Genomic DNA, 13142 nt, shown 5'->3' with positions numbered 1-13142 from the left:
GCCACGCTTGGCGAGTGTCCTGCTCCCAATATAAGCGAACCTCATTTTGACTGATTTTGCTGCGCGACTAAAACAAGTTGCATCAAACCCAGAAGTATTTAAGCAGTTTGGACGCGGTGTTGAGCGAGAAACTTTGCGCTATCGTCAGGATGGCCATTTAGCTACAACACCTCACCCAGAGGGTTTGGGCTCAGCGTTCACAAACAAATGGATCACGACCGACTTTTCAGAATCTCTACTGGAATTTATTACTCCAGTATCGCATGACATTCCTGAACTGATGGGACAATTGAAAGACATCCATCACTTCACTCAAACCAAAATGGGTGAAGAGAAAATGTGGCCGCTTTCGATGCCATGTTATGTAGGCACTGAAGATGATATTCAGCTAGCTCAATATGGTTCATCAAACTCAGCAAAAATGAAAACGCTTTACCGTGAAGGTCTAAAACGCCGCTACGGTAGCTTGATGCAAATTATCTCCGGTGTGCATTTTAACTTCTCTTTCCCTGAATCATTCTGGGATGCTTTGTATGGCAAACAAGATGAAGAAGCACGCCAAGAGACAAAATCAGACGCGTACTTTGCGCTGATTCGTAACTACTACCGCTTTGGTTGGATGATCCCGTATTTCTTTGGTGCATCTCCAGCGCTGTGTGGCTCATTTATTCAAGGGCGTGAAACCGAACTGCCATTTGAGCAGATTGGCGGCACGCTTTATCTACCAAAAGCGACCTCTCTGCGTCTAAGTGATCTCGGTTACACCAACAGTGCTCAAAGTGTGCTTAAGATTGGCTTTAACACCATCGAACAGTATCTTGATGGTTTAGATGATGCGATTCGTCATCCATCGGAACAGTTCGCCGAGATTGGTGTAAAAGTCGATGGAGAATATCGTCAACTTAACTCGAACATCTTGCAAATTGAAAACGAACTGTACGCCCCAATTCGTCCTAAACGTGTAACTAAGAGCGGTGAAAAACCTTCTGAAGCGCTTAAACGTGGCGGTGTAGAGTACATTGAAGTTCGTTCGCTAGACGTGAACCCGTTCAGCGCCGTTGGTGTGAGTGAAGAGCAGGTTCGCTTCCTTGATCTATTCCTTACTTGGGCGGCACTTTCAGATTCTGACCCAATGGACAACTGTGAGCTTGAATGCTGGCGTGACAACTGGAACAAGGTCATTGTGTCTGGTCGTGAGAAAGGTTTGATGCTACAAATCGGTTGCCAAGGTGAGCGCCTGTCTCTACAAGACTGGGCACATCGTGTGTTTGCTGACCTTCGTCAGATTGCGGTTGAAATGGACACGGTTGCTGGTGGAAATGCGTACCAAGCAGTTTGTGACAAACTTGAGTCTTGGATTGATGAGCCAGAGCTAACCATTTCTGGTCAGTTGCTTGAGCTGACAAAAGAGCATGGTGGTTTAGGTAAAGTGGGTTGTGCGCTTGGCATGAAATTCCGCGAAGAAAACCTAGCACACAACTATGAACAATATTCAGCCGATGCAATGGAAACGGAAGTTGCAACATCGGTAGAGAAACAAAAACAAGCAGAGCAAAGCGATACTCTATCGTTCGATGATTTCCTAGAAGATTACTTTGCTTACTTAAAACAATAACCAGCAGTAAGGGCAGGGATTGGACATTAAGCCGTTAGTGGTGTCTGTGCTTGGGAGCGTGATGTTAGCCGGTTGTGCAACTGCGCCCCCAAAGCAACAAGATAACCTATGTGAAATATTCCGAGAAAAATCCGGTTGGTACGAAGATGCCAAAGACATGGAAGAAGAGTGGGGCACACCGATAAATGTTGCCATGGCGATCATTAAGCAAGAAAGTAGCTTTCGTCATGATGCTCGACCGCCAAAAGATTACATTCTCGGTTTTATTCCATGGGGACGTGTCAGCAGTGCTTACGGTTATGCTCAAGCTCAAGACCCTGCTTGGGAAGATTTTCAAAAAGCGACAGGACAAGGTGGTTCACGCACCAATTTTGACGATTCAATGATGTTTGTCGGTTGGTATACCCATGAGACTCGTCGTCAATTAGGCATTTCGTTATGGGACCCTTACAACCAGTATCTTGCGTACCATGAAGGACGTGGTGGCTATAAGCGTGGGACCTATAAAAGCAAACCTAGCTTAGTTAAAGTTGCAAGACGCGTGGAGCAAACCGCCAAGACTTATGGCTGGCAGCTGAAGCAATGTCGTCAGGAATTAGAAGACAACAGCAGCTGGTTCTTTTAGTCTCCCCCCTAATAGTCAGAGGGGAAATGAACAGAAATAATGACCAATACGTGTAAGTATTGGAGGTTACAATCAGGAGAGATGTAATGCCTTTATTAGACAGTTTTACCGTAGACCACACACGTATGCATGCGCCAGCAGTTCGTGTGGCTAAAACGATGCAAACTCCAAAGGGAGACACCATCACAGTATTTGACTTACGTTTTACTGCACCGAACAAAGACATCCTTTCTGAGAAGGGAATTCACACTTTAGAGCATTTGTACGCTGGCTTTATGCGCAACCACTTAAACGGTGATAGCGTTGAGATCATCGATATCTCACCAATGGGTTGCCGTACCGGTTTCTACATGAGCTTGATTGGTACGCCTTCAGAGCAGCAAGTGGCGGATGCTTGGGTTGCAGCAATGGAAGACGTATTGAAAGTAGAAAGTCAAAACAAGATCCCTGAGCTGAATGAATACCAATGTGGTACAGCTGCAATGCACTCTTTAGATGAGGCAAAGCAAATCGCGAAAAACATTCTAGAAGCGGGCGTTGCAGTCAATAAGAATGATGATTTGGCACTGCCAGAATCTATGCTGAAAGAGTTACGTATCGACTAACTTAGCGTTGAGTTTAGATCTCTGAAAACAAAAAAATAGCCTGACAGTGTCAGGCTATTTTTTGTTGATTAGAATATTTAAAGTGGTGAGGTTAACTGCTCTTCTTGAGCTTTGGGTACACCTTCACCAGCTTGATGCGGTTCTCTTCAATATCGACAATTTCCATTGGATGTCCGGCAACTTGCACACTCAAGTGGCTTTCAGGAATGTCTTCTAAATGCTCTAGAATCAGACCGTTCAAAGTGCGTGGACCATCGGTTGGTAGTTTCCATTTCAAGCCTTTGTTGATGTCACGAATGTTGGCGCTACCTTCAATTAGGAAGCTGCCGTCACCTTGAGGAGTAATCTCTTCTGACAAGCTTGGTGCAATGGAAGTCGTAAATTCACCAACAATCTCTTCTAAGATATCTTCCAAAGTGACGAGACCATTAATGTCACCATACTCATCGACAATCAAACCGATACGCTGCTTGTTACGCTGGAATTTCAACATCTGCACATTCAGTGGCGTACCTTCTGGGATGTAGTACACCTCATCAGCAGCGCGCAGTAGTGTTTCTTTGTTGAATTCATTCTTCTCTAGCATTAATCGGTATGCTTCACGTAGGCGCAGCATACCAACGACTTCATCAATCTGATCACGGTACAACACAATGCGACCATGAGGAGAGTGAGTCAGCTGACGGACGATAGATTTCCAATCATCATTGATGTCGATCCCTGTGATCTCATTGCGTGGCACCATGATGTCGTTAACGGTGACGTGTTCTAGATCCAGAATCGATACCAGCATGTCTTGGTGACGACGAGGGATAAGACCGCCTGCTTCATTAACGACAGTGCGCAGTTCTTCTGAGCTTAGATGATCTTCTGTGGTGTGATCGGCTTTCACACCAATCAAACGGATAAAACCGTTAGTAATGAAGTTAACTAACCTCACCAGAGGTGACAGAATTTTCATTAGAATAGTGAGGAGAATGCTGCTCGCGTAAGAGACGCGCTCTGGGTAAAGCGAGGCGATGGTCTTCGGTGTGACTTCTGCAAACACAAGGACAACCATGGTGAGTGCGCCAGTGGCAATCGCAACCCCTAAGTCTCCGTATAACCGCATACCTAAAATGGTCGCGATGGCAGACGCGAGAATATTGACGAGGTTGTTACCGATAAGAATAAGACCAATCAGTCGATCTGGGCGGTCTAGTAGTTTTTCGACTCGCTTCGCCCCTTTATGCCCATTATTGGCTAAGTGCTTTAAGCGGTATCGGTTCAAAGACATCATCCCTGTTTCTGAACCGGAGAAGTAACCTGATATGACGATAAGACACGCGAGTAGCGCAAATAAGATACCCGTAGATATGTCGTCCAAAACGCTGCTGTTCCTTGTATGTGTTTGGTTAATTTATGACCGAGCTTGACCATTAAGTCAATGCAATAAGGGTTACTCTATTTTATTTGCCCTTTAATATAAAGGATAAGGAGCCCTAGGCTCCTTATTAATTACATTTTATAGATGGAGAACATCAACTTAAGATGATTTCTTTCACAAAGCGACTACCGAAGTACGCTAAGGTTAACAAGGTCGCCCCTGCTACCGCGAACCATGTCACTTTCTTGCCTCGCCAGCCTTTCTGGTAATGCCCCCAAAGTAGGATTGAGTACACAACCCAAGCGATGAAAGAAAGGATACCTTTATGAGCTTTTCCTTGAGCAAACATGTCTTGTACAAAAACAAAACCAGTAATCAAGGTTCCCGTTAGGAGCAAGTTACCAATCAAAATAATCTTGAACAGTTGACGCTCTACCATCATCAAAGGTGGCAAATTCGGATTAATTGCTAACGACTTCTTGGCTTTTAGTTTGTGGTCGAGCCACGCAAGTTGCAGTGCGTATAGGGCACCGATAGTTAAAGTTGCGTAGGAAAAGAGCGCAAAGGAAATGTGTATAAGTAGCTTAGGGTCGTTCTCTAAATGCTTAATAAAAGTGCTTGGTAAGAAAGTAGCAGCAGTTAAATTGATGGCAGCAAAGCTATAAACCACAGGAAGAAGGAACCACAAGCGGTTCTTCAGCATCGCAACGCTCATCACCAGTGAGATAATAAAGCTGATAAGAGAGGCGACATTAAGAATGCTGAGGTTTTGCCCTGAACCGTCGAAAATCAGATCACTCAGAATCCAAGCGTGAAAAACCAACGCACATGCCGCGCTGGCAAATACGGTTTTCGCTTTAATTCCTGACTGTTGAGAGAGTCCGGGAATGATGGTCGCAATTGCCAGAACGTAAAGAATGGCGGCTGCGATGGCAATTAAGCTATCCATGAATCTTAAGAGTTATTGTGCACAATGGTGAAAATTATACCTTGCATTACTCTTTGGGGCTATGGGCTATGCCTCATCAATCACGAGAGATGAGATATTGAAATTAACGAGTTAGCCCTCAAGTTAAGGATAAGAGCTGTGTTCGGGTATGACTGTGACGTTGGCTAAGGTATACTCACACTAATTAATCGCCATTTTAGCGAAGAGACAAAGATGTTTGAGAATTTAACGGATCGATTATCCAAAACGCTGAAGAATATCAGTGGCAAAGGTCGTCTGACCGAAGACAACATTAAAGAAACCCTACGTGAAGTACGCATGGCACTATTGGAAGCGGACGTTGCGCTTCCTGTTGTACGTGAATTTGTAAACCGCGTTAAAGAAAAAGCGGTGGGCGTAGAAGTTTCTAAATCCCTAACGCCGGGTCAAGAGTTCATCAAGATCGTTCAAGCTGAGCTTGAAGCGGTAATGGGTGAATCTAATGAAGCACTGAACCTAGCAGCGCAGCCGCCAGCAGTGCTTTTGATGGCGGGTCTACAAGGTGCGGGTAAAACTACATCGGTAGGTAAGCTATCTAAGCTTCTAAAAGAGCGTGATAAGAAGAAAGTTTTGGTTGTGTCTGCCGACGTTTACCGTCCTGCAGCGATTAAGCAGCTAGAAACCCTAGCATCAGACATCGGTGTCGATTTCTTCCCATCTTCACCAGATCAAAAGCCACTTGATATTGCTAATGCAGCAATTGACCACGCAAAGAAGAAATTCTACGACGTATTGATTGTCGATACCGCTGGTCGTTTGGCTATCGATGAAGAAATGATGGGTGAGATTAAAGATCTTCACTCAGCGATTAACCCGGTTGAAACACTGTTCGTTGTTGATGCAATGACAGGTCAAGATGCGGCGAACACAGCAAAAGCATTCGGTGATGCGCTACCACTAACTGGTGTGATTCTGACTAAAGTGGATGGTGATGCACGTGGTGGTGCGGCGCTATCAGTTCGTCACATTACGGGTAAGCCAATCAAATTCCTCGGTGTGGGTGAGAAAACCGACGCACTAGAACCATTCCACCCTGATCGTGTTGCATCGCGTATTCTAGGCATGGGTGATGTACTGTCACTGATTGAAGACCTACAACGCAATGTTGACCAAGACAAAGCAGAGAAGCTAGCGAAGAAGTTCAAAGAGAAGAAAGGCTTCGACCTTGAAGACTTCCGTGAACAGCTAGGTCAGATGCAAAACATGGGTGGCATGATGGGCATGCTAGACAAGCTACCAGGTATGTCTCAGCTACCATCTGACGTGAAAGACAAAGTTGATGACAAGATGTTCAAGCAAATGGAAGCGATCATCAGCTCAATGACGATGAAAGAGCGTCAACGCCCTGAAATCATCAAAGGTTCGCGCAAGAAGCGTATCGCTGCGGGTTCTGGTGTTCAGGTTCAAGATGTTAACCGTCTACTGAAACAGTTCACCCAGATGCAGAAGATGATGAAGAAGATGCAAAAGGGCGGCATGAAAGGCATGATGCGTAACATGCAAGGCATGATGGGCGGTATGGGTGGAGGCGGTGGCTTCAATCCATTCGGTCGTTAAACGATTGCCTAGACTTTAGTTTCAGGGTGTTAGCTACATCACAAACTTGAATTTCAATTTATGTTGGTGAAAAAGTAACTAAATCCCTTGCATTGCTCCGGGAGAAGAGTAAAATTCCGGAGCTTTATTTTGGCACGAGACCCCAGATTGTTCAGTTTTATGGATGATTATTGGGGTTAATTTTATTTTTGAGAAAGCAAAGAGGACGACATGGTAACCATTCGTTTGGCACGTCACGGCGCTAAGAAGCGTCCATTTTATCAAATCGTAGTAGCGGACAGCCGCAACGCTGCAACTGGCCGTTTCATCGAGAAAGTTGGTTTCTTTAACCCAACTGCAAAAGGTCAAGAAGAAGGTCTACGTCTAGACCTAGACCGCGTTAACCACTGGGTTGGCCAAGGCGCGTCTCTATCTGACCGCGTTGCTAAGCTAGTTAAAGACGCTCAAAAAGCGGCTTAATTTTACTTTAGAAGTAGAAACTAGTTTATGTCGATGAAAGGTAAAGAAACAATGAGCAACGAAAAGATTGTTGTAGGCAAGTTTGGTGCTACTTACGGCATTCGTGGTTGGCTTAAGGTTTTTTCCTACACAGACAATGCTGAAAGCATTTTCGATTACAGCCCTTGGTTTATTAATCAAAAGGGTACGTGGGTTGAGTACAAAGTAGAAAGCTGGAAGCGCCATAACAAAGGTATGGTGGCTAAGCTGGAAGGTCTGGATATTCGCGAAGACGCGCATTTACTGACCAACTTTGAAATTGCTATTGACCCTGCGGTACTGCCTGAATTGTCAGAAGATGAGTTCTACTGGCGTGAATTGTTTGGGATGCAAGTAGTAACCACTAAAGGTTACGATCTAGGTGTCGTATCTGACATTCTAGAAACTGGCTCAAACGATGTTCTGGTTGTTAAAGCAAATCTAAAAGATGCTTTCGGGCAGAAGGAACGATTAATTCCGTTCCTTGAAGAGCAAGTGATCATCAAAGTTGATCGCGAAGCTCAACGGATCGAAGTTGACTGGGATCCTGGATTCTAATCTCCAAAATTACAGAGCGAGATAAACATGTGGGTTGGCGTTATTAGCCTTTTTCCTGAAATGTTCCGTTCTGTTACTGATTTTGGGGTAACAGGTCAAGCGGTTAAAAAAGGTCTTTTGTCGATTGAGACTTGGAATCCTCGCGATTTCACTCACGACAAACATCGCACTGTCGATGACCGACCTTACGGTGGTGGTCCTGGTATGTTAATGATGGTTCAGCCTTTGCGCGATGCCATTCATACCGCGAAAGCAGCCTCACCGGGTAAGACGAAAGTCATTTACCTTTCTCCTCAAGGTCGCAAGCTCGACCAGAAAGGAGTCGAAGAACTGGCAACGAATGAGAATTTACTTCTGATTTGTGGTCGTTACGAAGGGGTAGATGAGCGCATCATTCAATCTGAAGTCGACGAAGAATGGTCGATTGGTGATTTTGTGATGACGGGTGGTGAGATACCAGCCATGACGTTGATCGATTCTGTCTCTCGGTTTGTTCCGGGGGTGCTAGGGGATTTCGCGTCAGCAGAAGAAGATTCTTTTGCAAATGGCTTGTTAGATTGCCCTCACTATACGCGTCCAGAAGTATTGGATGACAAAGAGGTACCAGCGGTACTGATGTCAGGCAATCACAAGGACATTCGTCAATGGCGACTAAAACAGTCGCTGGGCCGAACTTGGCTTAGAAGACCAGAGCTCCTGGAAAACCTAGCTCTGACTGACGAACAGGAACAATTACTTGCTGAGTTCATTAGTGAACACAATGCAAAGTAACCTAATTTATTTAGTATCAGTTTATTCTAGGAATTTAAAAAATGAGTAACATCATCAAGGCTCTTGAAGAAGAGCAAATGAAATCAGACCTACCTAAATTTGCACCAGGTGACACTGTTGTAGTTCAGGTTAAAGTTAAAGAAGGTGACCGTGAGCGTCTACAGGCTTTCGAAGGCGTTGTAATCGCAATCCGTAACCGTGGTCTTCACTCTGCTTTCACTGTACGTAAGATCTCTAACGGTGAAGGTGTTGAGCGTACGTTCCAAACACACTCTCCAATCGTTGATAGCATCGAAGTTAAACGCCGTGGTGCAGTACGTCGTGCCAAGTTGTACTACCTACGTGAGCGTTCTGGTAAGTCTGCTCGTATCAAAGAGAAACTTGCTAAGAAGTAATGCTATAACTAGCGTTCTCATCGTAAACGGAGCCCAAATGGGCTCCGTTTTTTTATGCGCGAAAAAGGGCGTAGTGCTTCGAGAGTCAGGAATACTTGCTCTGATATAGTGGAGCGCTTCGGTTAGTGAGCGGCATTTTTCCTCCGAGAGAGAGTAAAAAAGGGATCCCCAACTCGCTCGTCCCTCGCTCTTGAGGATGACGAATAAAAACAAATGAACCCAAACTGTGTCATTCCCGAAAGCGACGAAGGAGCGTTGTCGAGAATCTCTTTTTCGATATGCTAAAAAACAAAAAGGGTCGATGCTCTCACATCAACCCCTCTCTATTATTCTCGAAGCGTAGCGCTCTCGTATCTAGCCTCTCAATTTTTTAGTACTGGTCTTCAGACCAACCATCGCTGTCCGACATATCTGGTGCGCCAGGAATGGTATTTTCTTCGTCAGCCCATTCACCAAAATCAATCATTTGGCACTGTTTGCTACAGAAAGGGCGGTGAGGACTTTTCTTTCCCCACTCTACGTCGGCACCACATTGTGGGCATGGAACGACTGTAATTTTAGACATCGTCATTCGTCCTATTTATTCGGTGTTCAAAGGTGTTATGGCAATAGTAGTGTGAGTTGCGCTTAGCTACAAACGGCGAGTTCAAACTCAACGTCTTGAGTACAAGCTTGACCACTTTCAAATGATATAAATTTAATCGCGAAGCGGTTCTTGTGTCCTGAAATCATCGGATAGACACCGTATTCCATAGGAATATGCAGACGTAGAATATTCGCATCTTCAGCGTCACTTTGGAAAAAGCCTGCACGAGCTATCTGTGCTTTGAAGTGGCCAGTTTCACGAGTGAGCTTCAACCATAGAGATAGAGCATCAGATAAAGGCTTTAAACTTGATTGCCATTGATTCGCATCATGCTTTTTTCGTTCTATTGGGAGGTGTAACCAATAATGCAGAGCTGGAAGATCAAAGCAGCATGAGCCACCAGGTAAATTAAACCTCTGGCGGATTGAGCTTAAAAAACGATCTTCTTTTAAGGATTGACCAAAACGTTCAGCACGCATGAGATGTTCATGAATAGTGTCTATCTCTTTTAGAAGAGCACTAAGCGCCTCTTGATCGACGCCATCTACATTTAACCAATTTCGATAAGCGAGACGTTGTTTCTCAAGATCTTTTGCCAGCTCACTTTTCAATTGAATTTGCTCAAAGATCTCGAGCATATCGAATATCGAACGAAAGAAAAGTTGATATTGATGGTTGTCGGTAAAACCAGAGGCTAAGTGAGCCTGACGCAGCAAAGACTCAACTCTTAAATAGATGCGAGTTTTCTCATTTAAAGGATGTTCAAATTTGTGCGTGGTCATCAACTTAAGCCCTATCGAATTTCATTTCCTATTTTCGCAGATTTTTCTTACACATGGCTAGGTACTTTTCGTGCAAATCTGTGATTTGAAGCAAAAGTTCAGGGTCATTTGGGTTATTCTTAACCACATCATCAGCTAGAGCGAGTCGTTGCTCTCGAGATGCTTGCGAAGCCAAGATCGCTTTTGCTTGCTCTTCGCTAACGTTATCTCGTTTCACTGTTCTGGATATTTGAGTTTGAGGTTCTACATCAACAACAAGGACGCGATCACATAAGCTATCCAACTTATTCTCTACTAGTAAAGGAACAACCAAAAGCGCATAGTCCGATGTAACTTGCTCTAGGTCTTCGATCATCTTTTCACTGATCATTGGATGTAATAAGCCATTGAGCCAAGCTTTTTCCTCGGGATGAGAGAAAATTCTTTCTCTTAGCTTTGCTCTATCAAGAGTTTGATCATCGTGAACAATATCAGTACCAAAGTGCTCGATAATGGCGTTGAGGCCAGGAGTATTTGGTTCCACAACTTCACGAGCTACGATATCGGCGTCGACAATGTCAATCTTGAATTGTTGCTTGAATAGGTTTGCCACGGTGGTTTTGCCACTTGCAATACCGCCCGTTAGGCCAATAACAAAAGCCATCTACACTCCTAGAATTGACGTAAAGTACCAGTTAAGGATTTGATTGCCCCAAATTAGGCTTACCCAACCCGCGATTGCAAGGTAAGGACCAAAAGGAAAGGCTTTTTCGATGCCTTGCTTCTGCAAACGCAATTGAATAAGACCAAAGATGACGCCTACCACTGATGAAAGCAAAATGATCATCGGCAAAGATTGCCAACCTAACCAAGCTCCTAATGCTGCAAGTAGTTTAAAATCACCGTAGCCCATACCTTCTTTGCCAGTTAGCAGTTTGAATGCCCAGTAGACACTCCAGAGGCAGAGGTAACCCGCCATAGCTCCAATAACGGCGTCTTGCAGGCTAACAGGGCTTATACCCACGAGAGCAAGGGCAATACCTGCCCACATTAATGGCAGCGTGAGTTGATCCGGCAACAACATAGTATCTAGGTCGATGAATGTGGCGGCTATCAGTACAAAGGTAAAGAAAATAAGGGCCGTAGTGAAGTAGCTAAAACCGAAATGAAAGGCGATAAAACCCGAACAAAACGCAGTAAGCAGTTCGACAAGAGGGTAGCGAGCACTAATAGAAGACTGGCAGTTGTGGCATTTACCTCTGAGTAATAGCCAACTAATCACAGGGATGTTGTCTCTGATGCGAATGTGTGTACCACATTGCTGACAAGATGAACGCGGCACACTGAGCGTTAACGTCTCTTTTGGTGGCTCGATCTTGTATTCAGGAAATGACTCAGCGCACTCGCGTCGCCATTCTAGATCCATGATTTTGGGTAGTCGATAAATAACAACGTTGAGGAAGCTGCCTACGATCAAACCAAAAATCGTGGCAAATACAACGAATAGCCATGGGTAGTACTGGAATACTTCCATATCTTTCTCTTGCGCGATGAATCAAATAGCAAAGTGCTGTTTTGATGGGATTAATTGCTAAAGGATCATTCTATCCCAATACGCTCATCAAGTTAAAGATTGGTAAGTACATTGCAGCAACCATACTGCCGACAACCACCCCTAAAAATAAGATGATTAAAGGCTCTAAGATTTTGCTTAAGTTATCTACGGTGTTGTCGACTTCGAACTCATAAATATTGGCTATTTTATTGAGCATATCGTCAAGCCTTCCGGATTCTTCGCCAATCATAACCATTTGCAATACTAACTCTGGAAATACATTGCAGTTTCTCATCGCAATGTACATTGGCATCCCTGCAGCAGTATCACGATAGACCTCTTCAATTGCGAGTTGATAGTGTAGGTTGCCAGAGGTTTTTGAGGTGGTTTTTAAACTCGTGAGTATCGGAATGCCGGAACTAAAACTAGTGGCTAGTGTTCTACTAAATTTAGCTATTGCCGCTTTTGAAAAAACTGGTCCTAGGACTGGGATTTTCAAGCTCGTTCGCGCTAAAAATAGATGGAAAGAAGGAGAACGATTGCTGATTAGCTTGCATGAAATAATAACGCCCACAATTCCTAAAACCATAATCCCTCCCCAATTTTGAACCCAATCTGATAGGGCTAGGATCTGTTGGGTAAACCAAGGTAAATTGGCGCCAAAGCCAGCAAACATTTTTTGGAACTCAGGTATTACTTTGGTAAGCATGACAAAAGATACAATTAGCGCTACTAAGATCACCATGGCGGGATAAATCAGAGCCTTGATAACTTTAGCTCGAAGCTGCTCGCTTTTTTCCCGGTAGGTAGCGAGGCGTTCAAAAACTTTATCTAAATTACCGGATTGTTCTCCAGTGGCAATGAGATCTGTATACAGCGGGTCGAAGTGCTGGCTTGAAGTTCTCATTGCTTTTGACATGGGGGTTCCTGCCTCTACTGCTTTACTAATGTTCAACAGTATGGATTTCATTTCCGCTTTGCGGTGATTTTCTGACACCAACTTGAGCGCTTGGACAATAGGAACACCGGTTGTCAGCATAGTTGTAATCTGGCGAGTGAAAATCGTGATGTCTCTGGCTTTAACTCTGTTACTTAATTTTGATAAGACAGAAGCATTGCTTCTTTTCAGTTTTTTAACTTTGATGTGTTGAGCATCGAGTCTTTCGCGAACCTCGACCTCATTCAGAGCGAGTATATGGCCTGATGTTTGTTTTCCTGAGCTATTGATGCCTTTCCAGCGGAAGTTCTTAAGTTGGGGTGTTGATACTTTCATGTTGATAGAA

The 13142-nt window shown here is 44.3% G+C and carries 15 protein-coding genes; 8 read left to right on the top strand and 7 right to left on the bottom strand.

All coding sequences use genetic code 11. The annotated features are described in order from the left end of the window. The first annotated feature begins 46 nt into the window (after positions 1–46). The 3 genes from gshA to luxS all read left to right on the top strand — a co-directional run bounded on the left by gshA (position 47) and on the right by luxS (position 2845). A complete protein-coding gene (gshA, locus tag J4N37_RS13205) occupies positions 47–1615 on the top strand; it encodes a glutamate--cysteine ligase (protein ID WP_252041147.1) in 1569 nt (522 codons plus the stop codon). Positions 1616–1676: 61 nt separating this feature from the next. Continuing rightward, a complete protein-coding gene (locus tag J4N37_RS13200) occupies positions 1677–2240 on the top strand; it encodes a transglycosylase SLT domain-containing protein (protein ID WP_005448430.1) in 564 nt (187 codons plus the stop codon). Positions 2241–2326: 86 nt separating this feature from the next. After that, complete coding sequence (luxS, locus tag J4N37_RS13195; protein ID WP_005448429.1) at positions 2327–2845, top strand: S-ribosylhomocysteine lyase; 519 nt, start codon at positions 2327–2329, stop codon at positions 2843–2845. Positions 2846–2936: 91 nt separating this feature from the next. On the opposite strand, the gene J4N37_RS13190 is transcribed toward luxS, so the two are convergent. Together J4N37_RS13190 and J4N37_RS13185 are read right to left on the bottom strand one after the other, a co-directional pair. Next, on the bottom strand, positions 2937–4211 hold the full coding sequence (locus J4N37_RS13190) for an HlyC/CorC family transporter (protein ID WP_005446238.1): 1275 nt from the start codon (positions 4209–4211) through the stop codon (positions 2937–2939). Between the two features lie 154 nt (positions 4212–4365). After that, positions 4366–5160, bottom strand: coding sequence for a cytochrome C assembly family protein (locus J4N37_RS13185; RefSeq protein ID WP_005446240.1), 795 nt, complete (start codon positions 5158–5160; stop codon positions 4366–4368). A 213-nt stretch (positions 5161–5373) separates the two neighbouring features. Between J4N37_RS13185 and ffh the strand changes: the two genes are divergently transcribed. From ffh to rplS, 5 genes are all read left to right on the top strand, one after another. Then, complete coding sequence (ffh, locus tag J4N37_RS13180) at positions 5374–6756, top strand: signal recognition particle protein (protein WP_005446242.1); 1383 nt, start codon at positions 5374–5376, stop codon at positions 6754–6756. A gap of 210 nt (positions 6757–6966) precedes the next feature. Further along, positions 6967–7215 (top strand): 30S ribosomal protein S16, encoded by a 249-nt coding sequence (gene rpsP / locus J4N37_RS13175; RefSeq protein ID WP_005438039.1) that lies wholly within the window; start codon positions 6967–6969, stop codon positions 7213–7215. Between the two features lie 27 nt (positions 7216–7242). Next, positions 7243–7791 carry a ribosome maturation factor RimM gene (gene rimM, locus J4N37_RS13170; protein WP_005534055.1) on the top strand — a complete coding sequence of 183 codons (549 nt, stop codon included), beginning with the start codon at positions 7243–7245 and terminating at the stop codon, positions 7789–7791. Between the two features lie 27 nt (positions 7792–7818). Next, positions 7819–8562, top strand: a complete 744-nt coding sequence (gene trmD / locus J4N37_RS13165) for a tRNA (guanosine(37)-N1)-methyltransferase TrmD (RefSeq protein WP_005425529.1) — start codon at positions 7819–7821, stop codon at positions 8560–8562. Positions 8563–8603: 41 nt separating this feature from the next. After that, a complete protein-coding gene (gene rplS, locus J4N37_RS13160; protein ID WP_005379971.1) occupies positions 8604–8957 on the top strand; it encodes a 50S ribosomal protein L19 in 354 nt (117 codons plus the stop codon). A 370-nt stretch (positions 8958–9327) separates the two neighbouring features. Here rplS and yacG read toward each other — a convergent pair whose 3' ends face one another. The 5 genes from yacG to J4N37_RS13135 form a co-directional block, all read right to left on the bottom strand. Further along, a complete protein-coding gene (yacG, locus tag J4N37_RS13155) occupies positions 9328–9522 on the bottom strand; it encodes a DNA gyrase inhibitor YacG (RefSeq protein ID WP_503048089.1) in 195 nt (64 codons plus the stop codon). A 62-nt stretch (positions 9523–9584) separates the two neighbouring features. Further along, the gene (zapD, locus tag J4N37_RS13150; protein WP_045393845.1) at positions 9585–10325 is read right to left on the bottom strand and encodes a cell division protein ZapD; all 741 of its coding nucleotides are present in this window, start codon (positions 10323–10325) and stop codon (positions 9585–9587) included. Positions 10326–10353: 28 nt separating this feature from the next. Next, positions 10354–10968 carry a dephospho-CoA kinase gene (gene coaE / locus J4N37_RS13145; protein ID WP_038885728.1) on the bottom strand — a complete coding sequence of 205 codons (615 nt, stop codon included), beginning with the start codon at positions 10966–10968 and terminating at the stop codon, positions 10354–10356. Further along, a complete protein-coding gene (locus J4N37_RS13140; RefSeq protein ID WP_045393848.1) occupies positions 10969–11838 on the bottom strand; it encodes a prepilin peptidase in 870 nt (289 codons plus the stop codon). Positions 11839–11908: 70 nt separating this feature from the next. Next, positions 11909–13132 (bottom strand): type II secretion system F family protein, encoded by a 1224-nt coding sequence (locus J4N37_RS13135; protein ID WP_045393852.1) that lies wholly within the window; start codon positions 13130–13132, stop codon positions 11909–11911. Positions 13133–13142: the final 10 nt, after the last annotated feature.

It is taken from the genome of Vibrio sp. SCSIO 43153 (assembly GCF_023716625.1).
Classification (GTDB): Bacteria; Pseudomonadota; Gammaproteobacteria; order Enterobacterales; family Vibrionaceae; genus Vibrio; species Vibrio rotiferianus.
Note: the sequence above shows the minus strand (reverse complement) of the source record. Positions and strands in the feature narration are given on the sequence as shown.

What these genes read in the sequence shown, in the direction of transcription:
- yacG (WP_503048089.1), bottom strand. Translation starts at nt 9,522, where the DNA reads ATGTCTAAAATTACAGTCGTTCCATGCCCACAATGTGGTGCCGACGTA.
- zapD (WP_045393845.1), bottom strand. Translation starts at nt 10,325, where the DNA reads ATGACCACGCACAAATTTGAACATCCTTTAAATGAGAAAACTCGCATC.
- J4N37_RS13140 (WP_045393848.1), bottom strand. Translation starts at nt 11,838, where the DNA reads ATGGAAGTATTCCAGTACTACCCATGGCTATTCGTTGTATTTGCCACG.
- J4N37_RS13135 (WP_045393852.1), bottom strand. Translation starts at nt 13,132, where the DNA reads ATGAAAGTATCAACACCCCAACTTAAGAACTTCCGCTGGAAAGGCATC.
- coaE (WP_038885728.1), bottom strand. Translation starts at nt 10,968, where the DNA reads ATGGCTTTTGTTATTGGCCTAACGGGCGGTATTGCAAGTGGCAAAACC.
- rpsP (WP_005438039.1), top strand. Translation starts at nt 6,967, where the DNA reads ATGGTAACCATTCGTTTGGCACGTCACGGCGCTAAGAAGCGTCCATTT.
- J4N37_RS13185 (WP_005446240.1), bottom strand. Translation starts at nt 5,160, where the DNA reads ATGGATAGCTTAATTGCCATCGCAGCCGCCATTCTTTACGTTCTGGCA.
- rimM (WP_005534055.1), top strand. Translation starts at nt 7,243, where the DNA reads ATGTCGATGAAAGGTAAAGAAACAATGAGCAACGAAAAGATTGTTGTA.
- trmD (WP_005425529.1), top strand. Translation starts at nt 7,819, where the DNA reads ATGTGGGTTGGCGTTATTAGCCTTTTTCCTGAAATGTTCCGTTCTGTT.
- J4N37_RS13200 (WP_005448430.1), top strand. Translation starts at nt 1,677, where the DNA reads ATGTTAGCCGGTTGTGCAACTGCGCCCCCAAAGCAACAAGATAACCTA.
- ffh (WP_005446242.1), top strand. Translation starts at nt 5,374, where the DNA reads ATGTTTGAGAATTTAACGGATCGATTATCCAAAACGCTGAAGAATATC.
- rplS (WP_005379971.1), top strand. Translation starts at nt 8,604, where the DNA reads ATGAGTAACATCATCAAGGCTCTTGAAGAAGAGCAAATGAAATCAGAC.
- luxS (WP_005448429.1), top strand. Translation starts at nt 2,327, where the DNA reads ATGCCTTTATTAGACAGTTTTACCGTAGACCACACACGTATGCATGCG.